Annotated in this window: 10 protein-coding genes; 6 read left to right on the top strand and 4 right to left on the bottom strand. The window is 55.2% G+C overall.

Annotated elements, in window-relative coordinates; all coding sequences use genetic code 11:
- Positions 1-121 precede the first annotated feature (121 nt).
- The 5 genes from ABQ298_13190 (at position 122) to ABQ298_13170 (ending at position 11,050) form a co-directional block, all read left to right on the top strand.
- Complete coding sequence (locus ABQ298_13190) at positions 122-2,074, top strand: glycoside hydrolase family 97 catalytic domain-containing protein (protein ID MEQ9825333.1); 1,953 nt, start codon at positions 122-124, stop codon at positions 2,072-2,074.
- A gap of 165 nt (positions 2,075-2,239) precedes the next feature.
- A complete protein-coding gene (locus ABQ298_13185) occupies positions 2,240-4,267 on the top strand; it encodes an alpha-L-arabinofuranosidase C-terminal domain-containing protein (protein MEQ9825332.1) in 2,028 nt (675 codons plus the stop codon).
- A 153-nt stretch (positions 4,268-4,420) separates the two neighbouring features.
- Positions 4,421-6,499, top strand: a complete 2,079-nt coding sequence (locus ABQ298_13180) for a hypothetical protein (GenBank protein MEQ9825331.1) — start codon at positions 4,421-4,423, stop codon at positions 6,497-6,499.
- Between the two features lie 258 nt (positions 6,500-6,757).
- Complete coding sequence (locus tag ABQ298_13175; protein ID MEQ9825330.1) at positions 6,758-9,910, top strand: family 43 glycosylhydrolase; 3,153 nt, start codon at positions 6,758-6,760, stop codon at positions 9,908-9,910.
- 141 nt (positions 9,911-10,051) lie between these two features.
- Positions 10,052-11,050, top strand: a complete 999-nt coding sequence (locus tag ABQ298_13170; GenBank protein MEQ9825329.1) for a glycoside hydrolase family 16 protein — start codon at positions 10,052-10,054, stop codon at positions 11,048-11,050.
- Between the two features lie 145 nt (positions 11,051-11,195).
- Here the strand turns inward: ABQ298_13170 and ABQ298_13165 are convergent, their stop codons facing one another.
- The 4 genes from ABQ298_13165 to ABQ298_13150 all read right to left on the bottom strand — a co-directional run bounded on the left by ABQ298_13165 (position 11,196) and on the right by ABQ298_13150 (position 18,625).
- A complete protein-coding gene (locus ABQ298_13165; protein ID MEQ9825328.1) occupies positions 11,196-13,814 on the bottom strand; it encodes a TonB-dependent receptor in 2,619 nt (872 codons plus the stop codon).
- Positions 13,815-14,053: 239 nt separating this feature from the next.
- The gene (locus tag ABQ298_13160) at positions 14,054-15,538 is read right to left on the bottom strand and encodes a TolC family protein (protein ID MEQ9825327.1); all 1,485 of its coding nucleotides are present in this window, start codon (positions 15,536-15,538) and stop codon (positions 14,054-14,056) included.
- Positions 15,539-15,634: 96 nt separating this feature from the next.
- Entirely contained in the window at positions 15,635-18,052 is a 2,418-nt protein-coding gene (locus tag ABQ298_13155) for an ABC transporter permease (GenBank protein ID MEQ9825326.1), read from the bottom strand.
- A 12-nt stretch (positions 18,053-18,064) separates the two neighbouring features.
- Entirely contained in the window at positions 18,065-18,625 is a 561-nt protein-coding gene (locus tag ABQ298_13150) for an ATP-binding cassette domain-containing protein (protein MEQ9825325.1), read from the bottom strand.
- A gap of 141 nt (positions 18,626-18,766) precedes the next feature.
- Between ABQ298_13150 and ABQ298_13145 the strand changes: the two genes are divergently transcribed.
- Positions 18,767-19,309, top strand: a complete 543-nt coding sequence (locus ABQ298_13145; GenBank protein MEQ9825324.1) for a sigma-70 family RNA polymerase sigma factor — start codon at positions 18,767-18,769, stop codon at positions 19,307-19,309.

Here is a 19,309-nt window from a genome sequence, read left to right as displayed (position 1 = left end):
GGAAGCCCTCTTTTTTGAAGGGCGTATGCTCAGGTATGGATTCGGGTGCGATTCGCCTCGCACCCAACGCTTTCCCTGCTAGCATATGCTTTGAATTTCCGTCCCAACATCCAAACTGACCATGATGTTTTCAAGACTCCTGTTTTTCACCTTTCTGGTTCATTCGCTTGCTGCCGACAACTGGCGTCACACTCCGGTTGTTCAGAGTCCCGATGGAGGAATTGCATTTTATTGCAGCACACAAGGCGGTGACTTGAGCTATGCCGTACGCTATCAGGGCCGCACGGTAATCGAACCCTCAGCACTCGGTTTCCTGAGCGATCTTGGAAACTTTTCGACGGGGCTGAAATTGCAGTCCACTGCCACAAGACGGGTGGAACAGGAATATGAACTGCCGGGCGGCAAAACCTCCACTGTGCATTCGCTTGCCAATGAGTGGAGTGGCAACTGGGAAAGTGCCGATGGGCACCTGTTGACTCTCATCGTGCGCATCAGTGATCAAGACGTTGCGTTTTGTTATGAAATCCACTCTGAAACGGCGCAACGCCTCACTCTCACGGAAGAGTTGACGCGGTTTCGCTTTCCCACCGGCACGCATGCCTATCTTTCGCACCAGGTACCCTGGGGCGGCGGATACATGAAGACCAAGCCGAGCTATGAGGAAGGCTATGCCGTTGGCGTGCCGACGAACCACGCTTCTCCGCACGGACTGGGCTTCACTTTTCCCGCATTGTTTCAAACCGAAGCAGGTGACTGGGTGCTGTTGTCCGAGACCGGTGTGAGCGGCTCCCATGCTGGGGCGCGATTGAGCGACTATGATCCGGAGCTGGGCTACCAGATTGCGTTTCCCGAACCCGAAGAAAATGCGGGACTGGGGGAAGCTACGATTGCGGGCAGTCTTCCCTACCAAAGCGCATGGCGCACCCTTAGCATCGGGCATACCCTGGCGCCGATTGTGGAGTCAACGGTTGCAACCGATGTGGTTGAACCCCTGTATGAGGCATCGATGGATTATCAGCCGGGTCGGTCCACGTGGAGCTGGATTCTGTGGCAGGATGCGAGCATGAACTGGGATGACCAGATCGCTTACATCGATCTCGCCGCCGAGATGGGCTATGAATACATCCTCGTTGATGCCTTCTGGGATCAGAATATTGGACGCGAGCGCATGCCCGAGTTGGTGGCATATGCAAATGAAAAGGGTGTGGATGTGCTGCTGTGGTACAATTCCAATGGTTACTGGAATGATGCACCGCAAACCCCGCGCGACTGCATGCACACTGCGCCAGCACGGCATCGTGAAATGCAGTGGCTGCAGTCCATTGGCGTGAAAGGACTGAAAGTGGACTTTTTTGGGGGTGATAAGCAGGTGACGATGAAGCTCTATGAAGATATCCTCACCGATGCGAACACGTATGGACTGCACCTCAACTTTCACGGCGCCACCCTGCCGCGCGGATGGGAACGCATGTATCCGAATTTCATGACCAGTGAGGCCGTCACCGCCTCGGAAAACCTCGTGTTCTCCCAGGGCTTTGCCGACAATGAGGCCCGGCTGTCCACCCTGATTCCCTTCATTCGCAATCCGGTGGCGGCGATGGACTATGGACCTGTCTTTTTGAATAAACGCTTTGGTCGTCATCCCGATCAGGGCAATCTTCGCCGCACGACCGATGCCTTTCAGCTTGCGACTGCCGTGCTCTACCATTCCCCCATGCAGCACTTTGGCCTGACGCCGGACAATTTGCAGGACCAGCCCGCGCCCGTGCTGGAATTCCTCAAAGCCGTGCCCACTGCATGGGATGAAACCCGCTATGTGGCGGGACATCCGGGTGAATTTGTGGTGTTGGCCCGACGCTCGGGAAATACTTGGTACATCGCTGCGACACATGCCGGAACGGAAGCGAGGGAGTTGTCACTGGATTTGCCCTGGCTGGTAGGTGCAAGCATCACCTTGCTGGAGGATGAAGAGTCGGGTAAAGTTTCTCAGCGCAGCATTAAAATCGCGGAGCATGGAAGGGTGAACGTAAAGCTCCAACCCAACGGTGGAGTCGTAATGACTGCGAACCAATGATGCGGATTGCAATGCCTGGTAGTCCAATTTAACACAGGAGGGAGCTGGAAGCTCCCTCAACTTTTTCGAGATTCAAACAACGATTTTTCTGAACCCATTCAGGGCGGCTTCCGCCAAACGAAAGCCCTGTCAGACGGTATGACCCTTAACGTTCTACGAAAGCCCATGAAATCACGCATCCGTTTCTCTTTCTTTCTCAATTTGTTGGTCGCCGGAATGGTTTCTTCGGGTGTTTGCGCATCTCAACCCCCAGTTCGGATTGAGATTGATGCAACTGCGCCAACCCGTGCGATTAGCTCGGATTTGGTCGGTGCATTTTTTGAGGACCTCAACTATGCTGCAGATGGGGGACTATATGCGGAGTTGATCCAGAATCGTTCCTTTGAATACAGTGCGACCGAACGCACGGAGTGGGGTCCGCTTTCCTTTTGGGAACTGGTGAAATCCGGTGGCGGAGAAGGTCATTTGCGTGTTGGAGAAGTGCGTCCACTGCATGTCAACAATCCGCATTATGCCATCATGGTGGTGACTGATCCCGGAGAGCAAGGGGTAGGGCTGGCAAACTCGGGCTTTGGTGGTGTTGCGGTGCAGGCCGGGAAGGCTTACCGCGCATCCTTCTGGAGTTATCAGCTCTTCCAAAATCGGCAGTGGGGTCCGGACAGTGATCCCGGCGACCAGGCGACACTTGTTTCGCTTGAACTGCGCAGTCATTCCGGCGAAGTGCTGGCGAGCCAGCACTTTGAAGTGCACGGTCGGAAATGGACGCAGTATTCGACAGAACTGATCCCAAGTGCAAGTGACGAGCAGGCGCAATTGGTGCTCAGTGTGCATGCAGCGGGCGGGCTTGCCGTGGATATGGTTTCCCTGTTCCCGCGCGATACGTTTCGGGGGCATGAAAACGGGCTGCGGCGTGATCTCGCAGAGCACCTCGCCGCGATGCAACCCCGGTTTGTTCGCTTCCCGGGAGGGTGCCTGGTGCACGGGCAGAGCATCCATACATTTTATGACTGGAAAAAGACGGTGGGACCCATCGAGCAGCGTCAGTCACAGCGCAACCTGTGGGGCTACCATCAGACAAATGGGCTGGGGTATCACGAGTATTTTCAATTCTGTGAAGACCTGGATGCCATTCCTTTGCCTGTCGTTGCGGCGGGGGTTTGCTGTCAGCATGGGGGCGATTCTCCCCACCGTGGGCAGGAAGGACTGCCCATGGAGGCCATGCCCGCCTACATTCAGGATATTCTGGACCTGATCGAGTGGGCGAATGGACCTGCGGATTCGGAGTGGGGTGCCGTGCGTGCCGCAGCGGGTCGGACAGAACCTTGGGGACTGAAATACCTGGGTGTGGGCAATGAAGATGCGATCACACCGGCGTTTGAAGAACGCTTCCGCATGATCCATGAGGTGTTGAAGGAGCGTCATCCTGAGATTGTGGTGGTCGGCACGGTCGGACCCTTTGCAAGCGGGGAGGACTATGACAATGGCTGGCGCTTTGCGAACGAACTTGATCTGGCAATGGTGGATGAACACTACTATGTGCCACCCCAGTGGTTTTGGGATAACCTGCACCGCTACGATGCCTACGACCGCAGTAAGGCGAAGGTGTATGTGGGGGAATATGCCGCGCACGAACCGGACCGCCGCAATACCCTGCGCTCGGCACTGGCTGAGGCTGCGGGTCTGATCGGATTTGAACGCAACGGCGATGTGGTAAAGTTTGCGTCCTATGCGCCCCTGCTCGCGCGCCGTGGTCACACGCAGTGGACTCCGGATCTGGTCTATTTCACTCAGACCGACATTGTCTCCACGCCCAACTATTTCGTGCAAAAACTGTTCGGAAACCATGCAGGAGACCAGTTGCTCGCCTGCAACCTCCATCATGAAAAGGTCGATGGCCGACTGGCGGTGTCGGCGGTGCAAGACAGCCGGAGCGGGGATTGGATTCTCAAGATTGTGAATGGTGACGATCAGCCACGCGCGCTTAGCATTTCCCTGAGCGGGTTAGAGATGCGGGTTCCAGTGACCGGGCATTGCGTCGTGCTGACGGGTCCGTCACTCGATGCGGTTAATGATGATGCTGAAGTCCCCGTTGTGTTTCCGCGCGAAAGTCCCATCGCCATCAGCCAGAACTTCGCTTACGAAGCTCCTGCGCATGCGCTCTCCGTGATTCGATGGAACGCCCGTTCCAACTAGTTGACGGCTGTTGATATTGGCAACGGGGAGGTAGGGGAGTCGCTGAGAATTCCGTTTCAGGGTTGACTCTGGAGGATTCAGAAGTTTCCTGTTTGCAATACACCATCAGATTCCCCATCTCCTCCCGCATCGTCGGGATTTTTTTTGTCATTTATGAAAACACTGCTTTTGGCAGGAGTGGCGTTGTTTGCCTACGCGTTCGCACACTCCGCGACACAAACCATCAATCTCAATGCTCCTGACCCGCTTGAGATCGCCGTGAAGGACGATACATCCCCGGCTGTCTGGGTGCAGCAACCCGACGGACGCCAGGATCAGTATTTCGCTCAATTTGCCTGGGGCAACATACTCTGGCTCAATGGGACGGATACCTCTGATTCTCACGCCTCCGATTATCTCGGAGGTGGATTCAATGCGGTTTCCAACACCCTCACGGGCACTGGCACTTCCGCTGATCCGTGGAGGATCACCACCACCGCCAGCGTCGACGTGACGGGAGTCTCCTTCACCCAGATCATTACGTATGTGAACGGTGATCGACAAATTGGAAAAACGTTCGTGATTGAGAACAACGGGAGCACCACCTGGACTGATCTTCGCTTCATACACGGGGGTGATTCCTTTTTTGGAGGTGATGACAGTGCACGTAGCTGGTGGGATGCAGAGAATCGCATGATTTACATTCACAATAATGATTTCACGAATCAGGGCATCATGGGTTTCTACGGCAGTCCTGCGACACCTGCCGATCACTATTTCGGCGGAAGTTTTTCACTTGGACAAACTCAAGCCCGGACAAACGGACGACTGAACGATACAGCCAATGCAAACTATGTTGACGCAGGCTACTATTTGGAATGGGACCGGGAAACCTTGGCACCGGGCCAGACCTGGTCGATCACTGCGTATGAATTCTGGAGCGAACCTACCTTCTTGCAGGTCATTGCACCTGCGAATGCTTTCGTCAAGGCGGGGACCTCTCTCACGCACAACTTCAAGGTGCACAATCTGAACTCCGCAACACAGGACATTGACCTCACAGTGAGCAGTGTCCCCTTGGGTTGGACCGTATCGCTGCCCGACGGGGCTAGCATCCAAGCGAACAGCCTGGAGGTAATGACGGTGCCCGTGGAAATCGTGGTTCCAGCGGGTGCGACTCCTGGAGACGTGGAAAAAATCACGTTGGAAGCAGAGACGTTGGACGGTTCGGTCACGGTGGAGGGTGCGTCATCCATGAATTTGACGGTGTTGGACCTTGACGTATCCATTACTCCCGATCCAGCAAACTTTGGCAGTGTGGAAATTGGCAGCAGTGCCACACGCACCGTGAGCTTTAGCAACAACAGCTCTTCAGATGTGACCTTGGGAACCGTGAACATATCCGGATCGGGTTACAGTATTGTGAGTGACAATGCCTCGGGACAAACCATACCCATCGGGCAAACCCGCACGTTGCAGGTGCAATTTGCTCCGGTCAATACGTCGGATGCAAATGGAACACTTGCCTGGCCTGTGACCGACCCCGTTGCTGCGATCCTGAACTCTGATCTGCAGGGAACAGCTGTGCAACCGCCGCCCTCGCCGACACCCGAACCTGAGCCCACGCCGACACCCGAACCTGTGCTGGAAGAAAACCGTTACGAGTTTACGGCCACTACGCTTCACCTTCTGGATCAGGAACTCGACCCGAATGGAGTGCTGGGTAACTCCGTGAGCACGACCCTGCTCAGCGGCAGCCTTCCCTCAGGCCTGGAGATTGTTGGAACCCGATTGACCGGTCGGCTGGCTTCGACCGGGACCTATCATTTCGTGATCTCTCAGATGTCGGGAGACGACGAAGTGCGAAGCGAGGTAACCATCGTGGTGATGGTGCCCACAGTGACACCCATGATTTCCGGGATCTGGGTAGCCGATGAGTACGTGCCCATGACGGTGATCCAGGAGTCGGGGTATGGTGACGCTGCTGTAACGGAGCTGTTTCATGTGGACACCTCCGTTGGCAAACAGGTGGATCTTCTCTTTCACTGGGATTATATCAAGGAGCCCACCAGCTTCCGCATCGTCGGAGGAAGCCTGCCGCCGGGACTCGAACTGGTCGAAACAGAGCACAACGGAGTTCCGACTGCGCGTATCCAGGGTATTGCCGAGCAAGCGGGTGAATACACCTTTGTTGTTTCGGTTAAGGACTGGCGGGGTCGTGGTTACCAATGGATTTACGTGCGCGTGCAGTGAGGAAAGTGGATTCGTTGCGTTCCAGCTGCAACACTCCCTGGGTTGACAGATACATTGCCAGCCTAGTGAGGCTCGACTGAAACGGATGCCGCCTGGAGTTCGTGAAGGGTGAAGGCATGGTCGCATGGAACTCTGACATTTTTCGGAGTCGCTCTATGCCTTTGGTAAAAGTGATTCGGATTGGATTCGCATTTGGCTCTTCAGTGTAGCAAGATCCCCTGTGGTCGACTCTCCCTTTTATACTGCAACCCTGTTGTCATGAGATTTTTTACCCTACTGCGTGTCGCCCTGAGTTTACTGCTTGGCACAAGTATTCTACCGGCGCAAACCGCAACCGTGCAATTCGACAGCCAGCGGCAGGAGATTCATGGCTTTGGCGCGGTGAATATGCCCAGCTGGATCGAGAACCTGAGTCCTGAGGAACTGGAGCGCGCGTTTGGCACTGGAGAAGGGCAACTCGGATTTTCCATTCTGCGCATCAAGGTACCAACAGATCCGAATACCTGGATACACGAAGTACCTGCAGCGCGTCAGGCAAAGGAAATGGGGGCGCTGTTGCTGGCTACGCCCTGGTCACCGCCACCCCACATGAAAAGCAATGGCAGTATCGTGGGCGGAGAATTACTGCCGGAGTATTATGCGGATTTTGCGCAGCATCTGGCTGATTTCCAGACCTTCATGACTGCCCAGGGGGCACCGCTCGATGCGATTTCAATCCAGAACGAACCCGACTATCGCGTGGACTACGAGTCCTGTGATTGGTCACCACAGCAGATGATCGCGTTTCTGAAAGCGCACGGAGCGGACATTCCGGCGAAGGTTGTCATATCAGAATCGTTTCAATTTCGACGTGACGAAACCGATCCCATCCTGCGTGATGCGGAAGCGGCAGCCCAGGTGGACATCATTGGCGGACACATTTATGGTGGTGGACTTTTCGCCTATCCGATGGCGCAGCGCATGGGCAAAGCGGTTTGGATGACCGAGCACCTTGACCTTGAGACGGACTGGGAGAGTGTGCTGGCAACCGGCAAGGAAATGCATGACTGCATGCTCAGCGATTTTAACGCCTACATCTGGTGGTACCTTCGCCGGTATTATGGACCGCTGGATGAAGACGGAAGCATCAGCAAACGCGGCTACGTGATGAGTCACTTCTCTCGCTTCATTCGCCCCGGTTATTTTCGCGTGCAGGCCGACGCCTCGCCTGTGGCGGGTGTGTCGGTGAGCGCCTACCGGGATTTGCACACAGGAGTGCTCGTGCTCATCAACCAGCACTCGGAGGCACGTGAGCTGGTATTGGCATGTGAAGGAGCAGAACTCGAACAGATGCAGCGCTTTGAAACCACGCAATCCCACAATGTAGCTTTGCTTGAAGCGGTGGAGGTGGTGGATCAACAGCTTCACCTGACCCTGCCTGCAGGCAGCATTACGACATTGGTGGGAGCCTTGCAAAACCATCCGGTTTTTCAGAATCCTGTGCTGCCCGGAGATCATCCGGACCTCACCCTGTTCCAATACGGTGATGACTTTTATGCGGGGTTTTCCAATTTTCACCGTGCACCCTTTGGCACGATCCTGCACTCGAAGGATCTGATGCACTGGCGCACGCTGACGCATGTCATCCCGGCAGACTGGCAGGGGCTTCGTGGTGCTGCACCGACCGAAGGCACCTGGGCGGGCGTGATCACCCACTTCTACGATTCCTTCTGGTTCTATTTTTCCAACACTGCTGGCGGCGGACAGTACTTCAGCAAGGCAGATGCTCCGGAAGGTCCCTGGTCTGAACCCGTGCAGATGCAGGGCACTGCGCAAACGGGTCCGACTGGCTACGACAATTCGATCTTCGTGGATGATGACGGCACTCCCTATTTGCTGATCAAACCCGGACAGTTTGCCAACCGCATCCAGCGCATTGGACCGGATGGTCATCTGACTGGGGAACTGCTCAATCTCGACTGGGTGAATGAGGGTGAGCGCTACAGCTGGGCAGAAGGACCCGTGATGGTGAAGCGGGATGGATGGTATTATTATTTTGTCGCGGGCAACGTAACGGGTGGGCAGTGGGTGCTGCGCTCGCAAAGCCTCACCGACGATCCTGCGAGCTGGCAGCATTTGGGAGAGTTTTTTGAACCGATCACCGATCCGGCGACCGGCTTTCGCGGACCGAATCACATCACTGCCCCCGTGCAGCTCGCCGATGGCACATGGTGGACGCTCTCGCACAGTTACGAACGCATTGGAAATGACGACTGGAACGCCATGGGCAGACAGGGTCTGCTGCATGAAGTGACCTGGGACGAAAATGGCAAACCGACCGGATCGGCTCCAGTGAGTGGATGGACTCCCGGACCCCGTCTCATGGCGGGTGGGATTGGGAAAAAAACGATGCGTTCGGATAGCTTTGACGATGGTTGGATGATTCCGGACTGGTATGTGCTGCATCCCTCCGCTGCGGAGCGCCATTCGCTGGATCCTCAGCAGGGAACCTTGCGGCTCGATGCAAGCACGGATCGTGCGCACCTGTTGCAGCGTGAATCGGAAAAAACCTACGAAATCGTCACGCAGGTAAGACTTTCCCAGCAGGACACTGCAGTGGGTGTCGAAGGCGGAATATGGCTCACCAACGGGGATGCATCGCTGACGCTCGAACTCTACGCCATGGCGGGACGTGTGGGTGTGCGGTACTTCGGCATGCAGCACGAAATCGACTTTGTTGCTCAGCAATGGGTGTGGTTGAAGCTCAAGCGCTCTGGACATCAACTGGATGCGTATGTCAGCAGCGATGGTGAGGACTGGAATCCGCTGTTGCTCGGCATTGATGCGCGATCACTGGATGCAGCGCAGCCCAATTTCAACTCCTGGATTGGCAACAGTGTGGGGCTGTATGCAAATGGGGGAGCGGTAGAGTTCTCCGAGTTTCTCGTGAATGAAACCCCGCAGGAGGCAACGCTTTGGCTGGAACCCGAGTGCGGGATGGTCGGAACACTTTGGCAGAGTCAACATGACGACAGCGCCTCGGGGTCAGCATATGTCGAGGTACCGAACGGAAACAGTTTCACCGCACAGGCTCCATCAGATGAGGCGGCTCACCTTGTGTTTAATCTGCAGGTGGAACACGCAGGAATTTATTCCCTGTGGGCACGCGTCATCTGTCCGACTGCGGATGACGACTCCTTTTGGGTGAGGGTGAATCATGGCGACTGGATTCTGTGGAACGGTATCGCACCGCAATCGGCGCAATGGACCTGGGATCAACTGCCGCAGTCCTTTTCGCTGCATGAGGGTCGCAATACCCTGACCCTTGCCGTGCGCGAGGATGGCATCCTGCTGGACAAGCTCTGCCTGAGCCAGTCGGATCAAACTCCGGAGGGTCTGGGTGGCGAGGCGTCAAATTGTGAGGGCCAATGATGGTGGTGTGCAGACCTGGAAATGCTCAGGGAAACGGGTAAGGGTTCGCATGAGGGATCGTATCTGAATCTGAGCACAAAAGCGGTGTTTTGGATCATATCGGTCAAATCTTGACCATGAGCGTTCTGCTAGCATGGAAGCATGAAAACCTACCTGCCCTTGCTTGTCTCCTGTACCGCCGTTGCCATCATCAGCGCAGCCGCCAACGACGAGTTCGATGGGAACTCTGAACAGTTGCCATCGCTCAACCCTGGATTCATGGAAGACTTCACGTCCGAATCCCCTCGCTTCTTCCGACACGGAACGGGAGGAAACCGAGCTGAATTTACCTGGAAGTCAGGTGTGCAGGCTTCGACGGCCCCCGATGCCCGGGTGTTGCGACTGAGTGTGGACCCGGAAGATCGTGCAGGTGCGTGGCAGGGACCCAATGCGGTGGCCGTCGGGCAGCAGTTGTTTGGGTATGGTCATTATGCTGTCAGTCTGAAATTGCCAAACGTGAGCGAACTTCAACCCGACGTAGGTATCGTGGCCGGGTTTTTCACCTATCTGAATGACACCCAGCAGACGGGGCAACGCAAGGACTGGAATCAGAACGGACTACCTGACAACAGCGAAATTGACATCGAGTGGCTGGTGGCGGATCCCGAGATTCTCTACCTGACCGCCTACACCGATCACGATCCGCAGAGTGGAGCGACGCGCAAAGTATCGCGCATCGTGAATCTGGCGCAAGGGAGCATCCTTTCAACCGAGTATGCGGAAACCTTGGGCGGACCCGGAACTGCGTTGAGTGGACTCGAAAACCAACCGGAGACGTTGCAGGCGATACCCGGATTTGATGCGAGTGAACGCTTCCACACCTACGGCTTTGACTGGGAGCCGGATCGCATTTGCTGGTGGATTCTGCATCCCGATACGGGCGTGAAAGTGGTACTCTGGGATTACCGGGGACCTGTTGCACGCATACCGCAGCGACCAGCGGCCTACATGATCAACTTTTGGCATACTGATAACTGGCCGGTTGTGACCAATGCCAACAGCATTGAGCAACCCGACCATGCGTTTGCATTAGAGGTGGATTGGGCGTCGCATGTGCCGTTTGCGGCGCAACCGGAGGCGTTGGAACGCACACTGCCCTGAGCGTGAACGGTGTGAGGTCGACGCAGGTTGGACCCATGAAACGCAACACACCGGAGTCCGCAATTGCGAACGCCGGTGTGTTGATGCATCAGCTTGAAGCAACCGGATCAGGCGATTCCACCTGACTCGGATGCAGTGGCAGTTACTAGAAACGGCCCTTCACTCCGAGATTGAAAGTCGTGCTGTATTTTTCGAGCTGCAGGTTGTTTCCCTTGAACCCCTGATACAGCTCCAGCGGTTCGTCGGTGATGTTGCTGATTTCGGCAATGATTTCCATGCCTGGACGGATGCGGTAGGAGAAGGTGAGGTCCCACTGATTGTGATCGGCAACATAGATGTCGAACTCGCGACTCTCTCCGATCTGGTCGAGGAACTGGCTGCGCCAGTTTGCGCTCAGGCGGGTGGAAAGGCGTCCACGTTCATAGGCAAGGTAGAGATTGAATACTTCTTCTGATGCGCGAGGCAGTTGGAATGTTTCGCCAGCGCGCTCACTGATTTCAAACTCCGTATCGAGAAACGTGGCATTGGTGCCGATGAGAAATCCTTCCAATGCGCTCGACCATTCACCAAGTTGCTGCTCCCAGTTCAACTCAAAACCGACGACGCTTGCATCGGTGCCGTTGATCGGACGCTCCACCTCAAAACCCTGAAATTCCGGATCACTGGTCGTCGTAAAATCCACGATATAGTTGTCGATTTGTTTGTAGAAGACCCCGACGGAGAACACCCCGGCTCCGTCCAGATAGTAGTCGAGCATCAGGTCCAGATTGGATGCTTCATAGGGATCGAGATTCGGGTTCCCGACGGATACTTCGAAGTCTTCGAGATTAATCTGGGAGTTGGGTGCGAGGTCACCAAAGCTGGGACGACCGATGGTATTGGACCATGCAGCGCGGATCACCAGATTTTCACTGGCTTCGTAGCGCAAGTGAACTCCGGGGAGAAAGCTGTTGTAGTCGGATTTTGCACGGGTGGGATTGACGCTGGCGAGGTCGCCGTTTTCGTCGAGAAGGATTTCATTGCCCTCGGCAACAAAGTCGGTTTGCTCAAAGCGAGCACCCGCGATCAGGCGCCAGTTGTTCCAGTCCCAGGTTCCCATCAGGTAACTTGCGAGCACATCTTCATCGGCCTCATAATCCTGAGAAGTGTTGAGGATGAGGTTTTCTTCGACATCACCGGGACGTTCATTGAAGGCACTGCGATTGTCAGCGAAGTATTGCTTGAACAGAGTTGAGCTGATGCCCTCACCCAGTCCACTGAACTGGAAGGAACGACGTTTGGCGCTAAAATCCGCCAGATTGAGGGATGGCACAGAGCGCAGTTCGAATTCGGTGACATCGACTTCCTTCTGGGTGTAGCGTGCGTCCACACCGAACTTGAGAGTCGGAAACAGCGAGTCCGGGTCTGCGAGACGTTCCAGATTGATGGAGACATTTTGCGTATTCTCTTCGACGTCGACTCCCTCGCGAACGACGCGGTCGAGTTCGTAGTTTGCGTTTTGCAGGTGAGCGGAATCAACGGAGCCTGCGTTGGTGATGGTATAGGTGGGGATGCCATGGCCCACATTCACGAGAGCATGTAATGCATCACCTGTCTTTTCGAATCGCCCCTCGATTTCGTCGGGCACTTCTTCGCGTGCTCTCGAGATCCCTGCAAGGTAGTCCAAGTGCCAGCGGTCAAATTGGTGGCGCGCGCCTCCGGAGATTGCAAAGATGTCTTTCTCCTGGGTGCGGAAGCGGATGCGGCGGCGAAAGGCATCTTCGGCCACCTCACTGAATTCAAATTGCCCATTTTCGGCACGCACCAAGTCACCGTCTTCAAAGACAAAGATGCTGCGCTGGCGGGTTTCCGCATCGGTGAACAGGCTCAGGACGGTATTGAGAAACAATTCATGTCCCTCATTCGGCGCATAGTTGAGGTTCAAGCTGAGTCCGAGGCGCTCGCGGTTGACCTGGTACTGACGCACCTGGGTTTCAATCGGTGCGAGCACATCCTGTCCATTGCTTTCATTTTCAAGGAAATCATAGACGGTCTCAATGTTGTCCGATCCAAAATCGCGGTCCTGATAATTGATCCCAAATGACACAGCCAGGTTGTCGCTGCCATTGCCGACACTGAACACGTCGGAATATCCGAGTTTGAGCTTGGGTCCGAGATCTTCGGTCAGTTCAGAATAAGTGCCCAGCAAGCTGTAGGAGATTTCGCGTCCCTTCTGGTCGAAGGCTGATTTTGTCGAGATATTGATGGCCCCACCGATGGAATCTCCCGGCATGTCAGGTGTGGGTACCTTGATCACCTCCAAGAGCTGTGCGGTTCCCGAAGGAATGATATCGAGCGGCAGGTTGCGGTTTTCATTCTCGGGTGTGCCGATGCGCATGCCGTTAACCGTGGTGGTGTTGAGTGCGGATTCGATACCGCGGATGGATACGAATCGCCCTTCGCCCTGGTCCCGGGTGATGGAGATACCGGGGAGGCGGTGCAAGGATTCGGCGACATTCTGGTCGACAAACTGACCGATTTCATCGGAGGAAATCACATTCATCAGAGCATCGGATTCGCGGTAGCGTTCCAGAGAAATGGCCTGGATGCTGGCCTGTGAGTTCACGACCCAGGGATCGAGATCGACGATGCGTTCTGGAATGTCGGAATCGCTGCTTTGTGCGACGACGGTAGTGGAAAGTGCGCACGATGCAGCGACCGCAAGTGTGCGCACAGTTGTGCAGAAAAGAATGCGACGAATCGCATTGGGCAGAAGTGAATTCATGGGGCTGTTCGACAATGTAGTTTGTTTGTTCAGCACTGGGCTGAGGTTCGAACAGTGGGTTGTGCAAGCGCCGAGGTGAGTCAACGCGATATGGCTGCTTACGCAAAGCTATCACATGGCTGTAACAATCGTAACATTGCTGTGACGAAAGCACTCGCCTGAGTGCCTCAGACAAGGGGCAACATACGCTGCGATCTTATGCCGCAGTTGTGGGGTGGGTAGGGAAGCTTTTGGGGACCTCAGAGTTCAATGTGATGGCGTTGCAGCAGTGTGCCAGTTTGCCGTTCCCATTCCACGACGGATTTGCGGTAGTCGTTGGCGGCGATCAGTTCGCGGATCTGGGCGTTGGCGAGGTCGGTTTGAAGGCGAATGAGAATGAAGGTGGAGGAAATCCCGGTTTGAAAACGCTTTTGCTCGGCGTCGAGACTTTGTTCCGCGAGCTTTCGGCCCTGGCTGGCGGTGGTGAGGCGCTTCCAGTTGGATTCGATTTGCGCGGCAGCCGTGTGAAGATCGAGCAGAATCGCCTGTTCGAGCTCGAGCAGGGACATCTGGCGCCGGTTCTGCTCCAAACGAGCGATGGATTTCCGGGCCTGGGAGGCCCGATTGCTCAGGGATCGGGACAGGGAGATCCCTACGGCGTAGTTGGGGTTTGCATCGCGGCGAACCTCGGCAAAGGTATCTTCGAAGGAGTCGCCCCATCCCTCAAGGCTCATTTGAAAAAACAAATCGAGATTGGGCAGAGTGGCGTGGCTTTGACGCAGGACTTCGATTTCACCGATATCGAGGTTGAGGATGGTCTGGCGGTAGTCAGGTCGGTGCAGCAGAGCGATTTCGTAGTCGCGCATCAGCACGATGTCCTGCGCCTGGGGTTCAGGAGGTGGCAGCATGGAAAACTCCCACTGAAGTGTGCGCATGCCCTGATTGGACAGATACTGCTTGAGCGCATTGGTCGCACGCACGAGCGTTGCTTCGGCCTGATAGACACGGTCGAGGCGGGCAGCGACTTCTGCTTCGGCCTGAAGGATGTCTGATGGAGCAATGGAGCCGATTTCGGAGCGACGGTGGTTTTCCTGCAGGAGCTGTTCTGCGAGCGCGAGACTCTCCCGTGCCACACGCAGGTTGGCATCTGCGAGCAGTGCATCAAAATAGGCGAATTGTGCGGCAGTGAGGGTGTCGATAACAGTCTGTCGCAGCGCTTCGGTTGAAATTTCGGCCTGCTTGGATGCGATGCGAATGGGTGCCAGATTGTAGGCACGGCTTCGCCCCCGAAGAAGGTTTTGCTGAAGCGTGAGCATGGCTTCGCCCGAGCGTGGAGTATCGAGATCTTCGAAGTGATCACTGTTCAAGGAGAGATTTACCGATGTTCCAGTGCTGAAGGATCGGTTGAGAGCGATGGATTGTTGGCTTCCCTCGACCGAATATGGAAAATTGTTTGGATCGGAGTTTGCATCACGAAAAGTCAATACCTCTGCCTGGATGCGGGTTTCGAAAGGTTCTGCGGCGACTCGGGTTGCTTCGCTCGCCTGCTCCTGTTCGATTCGGCCTATGGAGATTTGGAACTGGTTGGCAAGTGAGAGTTGTACGACCTGCTCAATACCAATGACTTGAGGCAGGGAAGATTCCGGACTGACCTGCGCAGACAGTGTGGGGATGAGCGTGATTCCCAGTGCCAAAACCCGGATTGGATTGTCGGTGATCAAAAGCGGAAGGTATCGAAATTTCATGGAATGGAAGCAAGGTTTGCGGGCCGCAGGAACCCAATGCAACCTGCGACCCGCCCCCATGTGTTGATGTTGTATCGGGAAAGCGAATGGTGGGATTCAGTCGATGCGCAGTGCCTCAGCAGGATCGGTGGTTCCACCGCGAATCGCGGGAATCAGAATGGAAACGGACGAAGTCATCAGGATGCCGAGCAGAACCGTCACATACATGAGGGTGCTTTCCACAAATGGGTTGAGCACCATCATGAACAGGTAGCGCAGCAGAAATGCCATCATGATTCCGATAATGATACCGATCAGCACATTGAGAAAGCCCTGTCCAAACACGTTGCGCACCACACGCAGAGGTTCGGCTCCAAGGGCCAGTCGAATCCCAATCTCTCGGATGCGCTGGTTGACGGAGAAGGAAACCACTCCGTAGAGTCCTGCCGATGCCATCAGCAGGGCGCCGAGGGAGAAGGTGACAAACATCACAAAAATGAACTGCAGGCCCACCAGGCCGCGCTGTTGGGTTTCATAGAGCGTTGCGATGCTGGACACCGTCGCCTGGCTGTCGATTTCGTTGACCGTTTGCACCAGTTTGGATTCGAAGGCATTGGGATTGCCGGAGAGGTGCACGTGCAGTCCAATGTCGAACCAGGGATCCTGATAGGCGGACATGAAGAATCCGGTGCGGCGGTCACGGTCACGGTCGGACTGGTAGAGATCGGGCATCACTCCGACCACTGTGGTTTCGTAGCGTGCATCACCATCAATGTAGGTGAAACGCTTGCCAATCGGGTTTTCATTGCCCCAGAACTGCCGGGCAAATACATCGGTGACGATGACCACGCGTGGGGCATTGGGGGTATCCAACTCGTTGAATTCCCGGCCCGCAATGAGGTCGGTCTGCATGACCTTGAAGTAGTCAGGCGCGACGAGGCGGCGGTAGACCAGTGGATAGGCGTCGGGCGATGCGTAGTCCTCGCCCTCGATCAGGATGGGATTGATGTGGTTCCCTGCATAAAACTCGGTGGAGTAGGTGACTCCCTTGACCTCTGGAAAGGCCAGCAGTTCCCGCTTGACGGATTCGAACAGCTGCACCTTGACGTTGGGGTCGCTGTGAGCATTGGCGTTGGTCGTCAGGGTTGCATACAGGTATTCGTGCGGATTGTAGTCGCGTTCACCCTCGGACATTTCGTGCAGAAAGTATCCGACAATGACACCGCCCGTGATCACCGCAAATGCGGCGGCAATTTGAAAAATGATCAGCAGGCGACCGAGCATGGACATGCGCAGGGAGGAACCGGTTCGCGTGGAGTCCTTCAGCAGGTCATTGATACTGGTTTTGGACGCGCGCAGCGCGGGCACGAGGCTTGATGCGATGGTAACGACCGTCATCAGGGCGATGATGAATGCAAGATAGGCCAGATTGTACGAACTGTTGAAAAACCAGGAGGGAACCTCAACACGTTGATAGTGAGCGGCCAGGATGGCCCGGTCGAACCACACCATCAGCAGCCATCCGAGCACGAAGGCGATCACGGTGGTGAGCAGGGATTCAAACAGCATCTGCACGATGATCTGCGGACGAGAAGCTCCCAGTGCGGTGCGAATGGCCAGTTCGTTGGCGCGCTTTGCGCAGCGCACGGTGATCAGGTTGGAAGCGATCACGCAACCCATGAGCAGGACCAGGATCGCGCAGATTCCCATGGCTACAAAAATCTGTACCGTTCCGCCTCCCAGAAGAAAGTCTTTGAAGCTGACGACACGGATGGATTCATACTCCTCGTTTTCGACGGGAAAGCGTTCTTTGATGCGTGCAAACACGTCCTGCAGCTGAGCGGTGGCTCCTGCCTCGGAGATGCCCGCCTTGCGCTTGCCGATGATCCACACGGAAGAACCCCAGCCAACACTCTGCTGCAGGGTGTCGGTGTTGAGCGGAAGCCATGCCCGGATCACAAACGGAAAATCAAAATCCGCATCAGTGACGCCTATGACGGTGCGGTAGATCCCGTCCACAGCAAGCGATTTTCCAATGACATCGGGGTCGCGCGCAAACAGCTCGTTCCAGATGGTTTCGGAAATCAGGATAACCGGCGGGTTTTCGGGCTGGGCGTCCTCAGCTGTGAAACTGCGTCCCAGAATTACCTTTTCACCAAGCACTTCCATGAAATCAGTAGAGACATAAACACCCTCCTCAATGGAGGATTGGTTCTCATGTTTGAGAATCAGGGAATCTCCAAAAAAGGCGATGGTTCCCTCAAAAACCTGCTCGAGTTTGAGGAACTCGTGATACGAGTTGAAGGGCATGTTGCGGTCGCTGTACTGGTTCCCCGGGTTAAGGCGTTCGACCCTTACCAGGCGTTCCCCGCTCTCGTAGGGAAGTTTGCTGAACAATACGGAGCTGACCATGTTGAACATCAACGTGGCCTGGCCGATGGATATTGCCAGAACCAGGATGGACAGCACGGAGATGAGCGGTGTTTTTGCAATGATGCAAAAGGCAAACCCGAAATGACTGATGTAACGCTTCATGGTGACGGCGGTTTAGCGGTTGGTTTTTTCGTCAACAATGCGCCCGTCGAAGAGGTAAACGACGCGCTTGACGATGGCATTGTATTCCTCGTTGTGGGTGACAATGCAGACGGTGGAACCCTGCTGATTGAGTTCGGTCAAGAGTGCCATGACGGCCTCGCCGTTTTTGGAATCGAGATTGCCGGTGGGTTCGTCTGCAAGCAGGACACGCGGTTTTCCAGCAAGGGCACGGGCGACCGCCACCCGCTGTTGTTGGCCGCCTGAGAGCTGGCTGGGCAAATGATTTTCCCGGTGGTCCATTTCCACGCGTTCGAGGGCCTCACGCACCATGGTTTTGCGCTCAGCGCTCGGTATGTCGCGGTAGACCAGGGGTAGCTCGACGTTCTCAAACACACTCATCTCGCCGATGAGATTGAAGTTCTGGAAGATAAACCCAACCCAGTCAGTTTGTCTACGCGCAGCCTGCAGCGATCCGTTTTGTGGAATACTCCCGTTAAAATACCATGCGTTTTCATCGTCAAAGACTCGCGGTTCATATGAGCTGCGAGTCTTTTTCTTTTGGCCTTCCTTCAACCTGAAGGTGGACAGAATTGCGCGTTACCTTCCTGAATTCGAAAAAAAGTGAAAATAAATGCAATTTGTTTTAATGGTTTTCGGGAGTTGGGTGTTGTTCAAGAAGCAGGGGTGAAGTCTGTCCCCGGTTAATTTTGATCGATGGAACATAGGAAACGACAGGAATCGCAGTGGTTTCTTGAAGAAGTGGTTCCGCATGAGGCGGATCTGCGCGCGTGGTTGCATGCGCGCTTTCCGATAGTTGATGATGTGGATGATGTAGTTCAGGAGGCGTATTCGCGAATGCTGCGTGCCTACGCTTCTGGACCAATCGTCAATCCCAGGGCATTCCTTTTTGTAACTGCGAGGAATATCTCGCTGAATCGCATCCGTCACTCCCGCTACGAAGAACCTGCCGGAGCGAAATCCATCGATCCGCTCAGTGTTATCGATGAGACGGTGATCCCCTCCGAGACCGCAGCGATATCGGAAGAGGTTCAACTCCTGATTTGTGCGATTCAGCAGTTACCCAAACGTTGCCGTCAGATCCTCACGCTTCGAAAGATCTACGGTTACTCCCAGCGTGAAGTCGCGCAAAAACTTGGGATTTCAGTGCACACAGTCGAAGCCCAGGGAAGCATAGCACTGCGAAAATGCACGCAATACTTCCAGCGCATGGGATACACAACCAAACGAAATCGATGA

It is taken from the genome of Puniceicoccaceae bacterium (assembly GCA_040224245.1).
In the GTDB taxonomy this organism is placed as follows: Bacteria; Verrucomicrobiota; Verrucomicrobiia; order Opitutales; family JAFGAQ01; genus JAKSBQ01.
Note: the sequence above shows the minus strand (reverse complement) of the source record. Positions and strands in the feature narration are given on the sequence as shown.

What these genes read in the sequence shown, in the direction of transcription:
- ABQ298_13190 (MEQ9825333.1), top strand. Translation starts at nt 122, where the DNA reads ATGATGTTTTCAAGACTCCTGTTTTTCACCTTTCTGGTTCATTCGCTT.
- ABQ298_13180 (MEQ9825331.1), top strand. Translation starts at nt 4,421, where the DNA reads ATGAAAACACTGCTTTTGGCAGGAGTGGCGTTGTTTGCCTACGCGTTC.
- ABQ298_13165 (MEQ9825328.1), bottom strand. Translation starts at nt 13,814, where the DNA reads ATGAATTCACTTCTGCCCAATGCGATTCGTCGCATTCTTTTCTGCACA.
- ABQ298_13170 (MEQ9825329.1), top strand. Translation starts at nt 10,052, where the DNA reads ATGAAAACCTACCTGCCCTTGCTTGTCTCCTGTACCGCCGTTGCCATC.
- ABQ298_13145 (MEQ9825324.1), top strand. Translation starts at nt 18,767, where the DNA reads ATGGAACATAGGAAACGACAGGAATCGCAGTGGTTTCTTGAAGAAGTG.
- ABQ298_13160 (MEQ9825327.1), bottom strand. Translation starts at nt 15,538, where the DNA reads ATGAAATTTCGATACCTTCCGCTTTTGATCACCGACAATCCAATCCGG.
- ABQ298_13185 (MEQ9825332.1), top strand. Translation starts at nt 2,240, where the DNA reads ATGAAATCACGCATCCGTTTCTCTTTCTTTCTCAATTTGTTGGTCGCC.
- ABQ298_13155 (MEQ9825326.1), bottom strand. Translation starts at nt 18,052, where the DNA reads ATGAAGCGTTACATCAGTCATTTCGGGTTTGCCTTTTGCATCATTGCA.
- ABQ298_13175 (MEQ9825330.1), top strand. Translation starts at nt 6,758, where the DNA reads ATGAGATTTTTTACCCTACTGCGTGTCGCCCTGAGTTTACTGCTTGGC.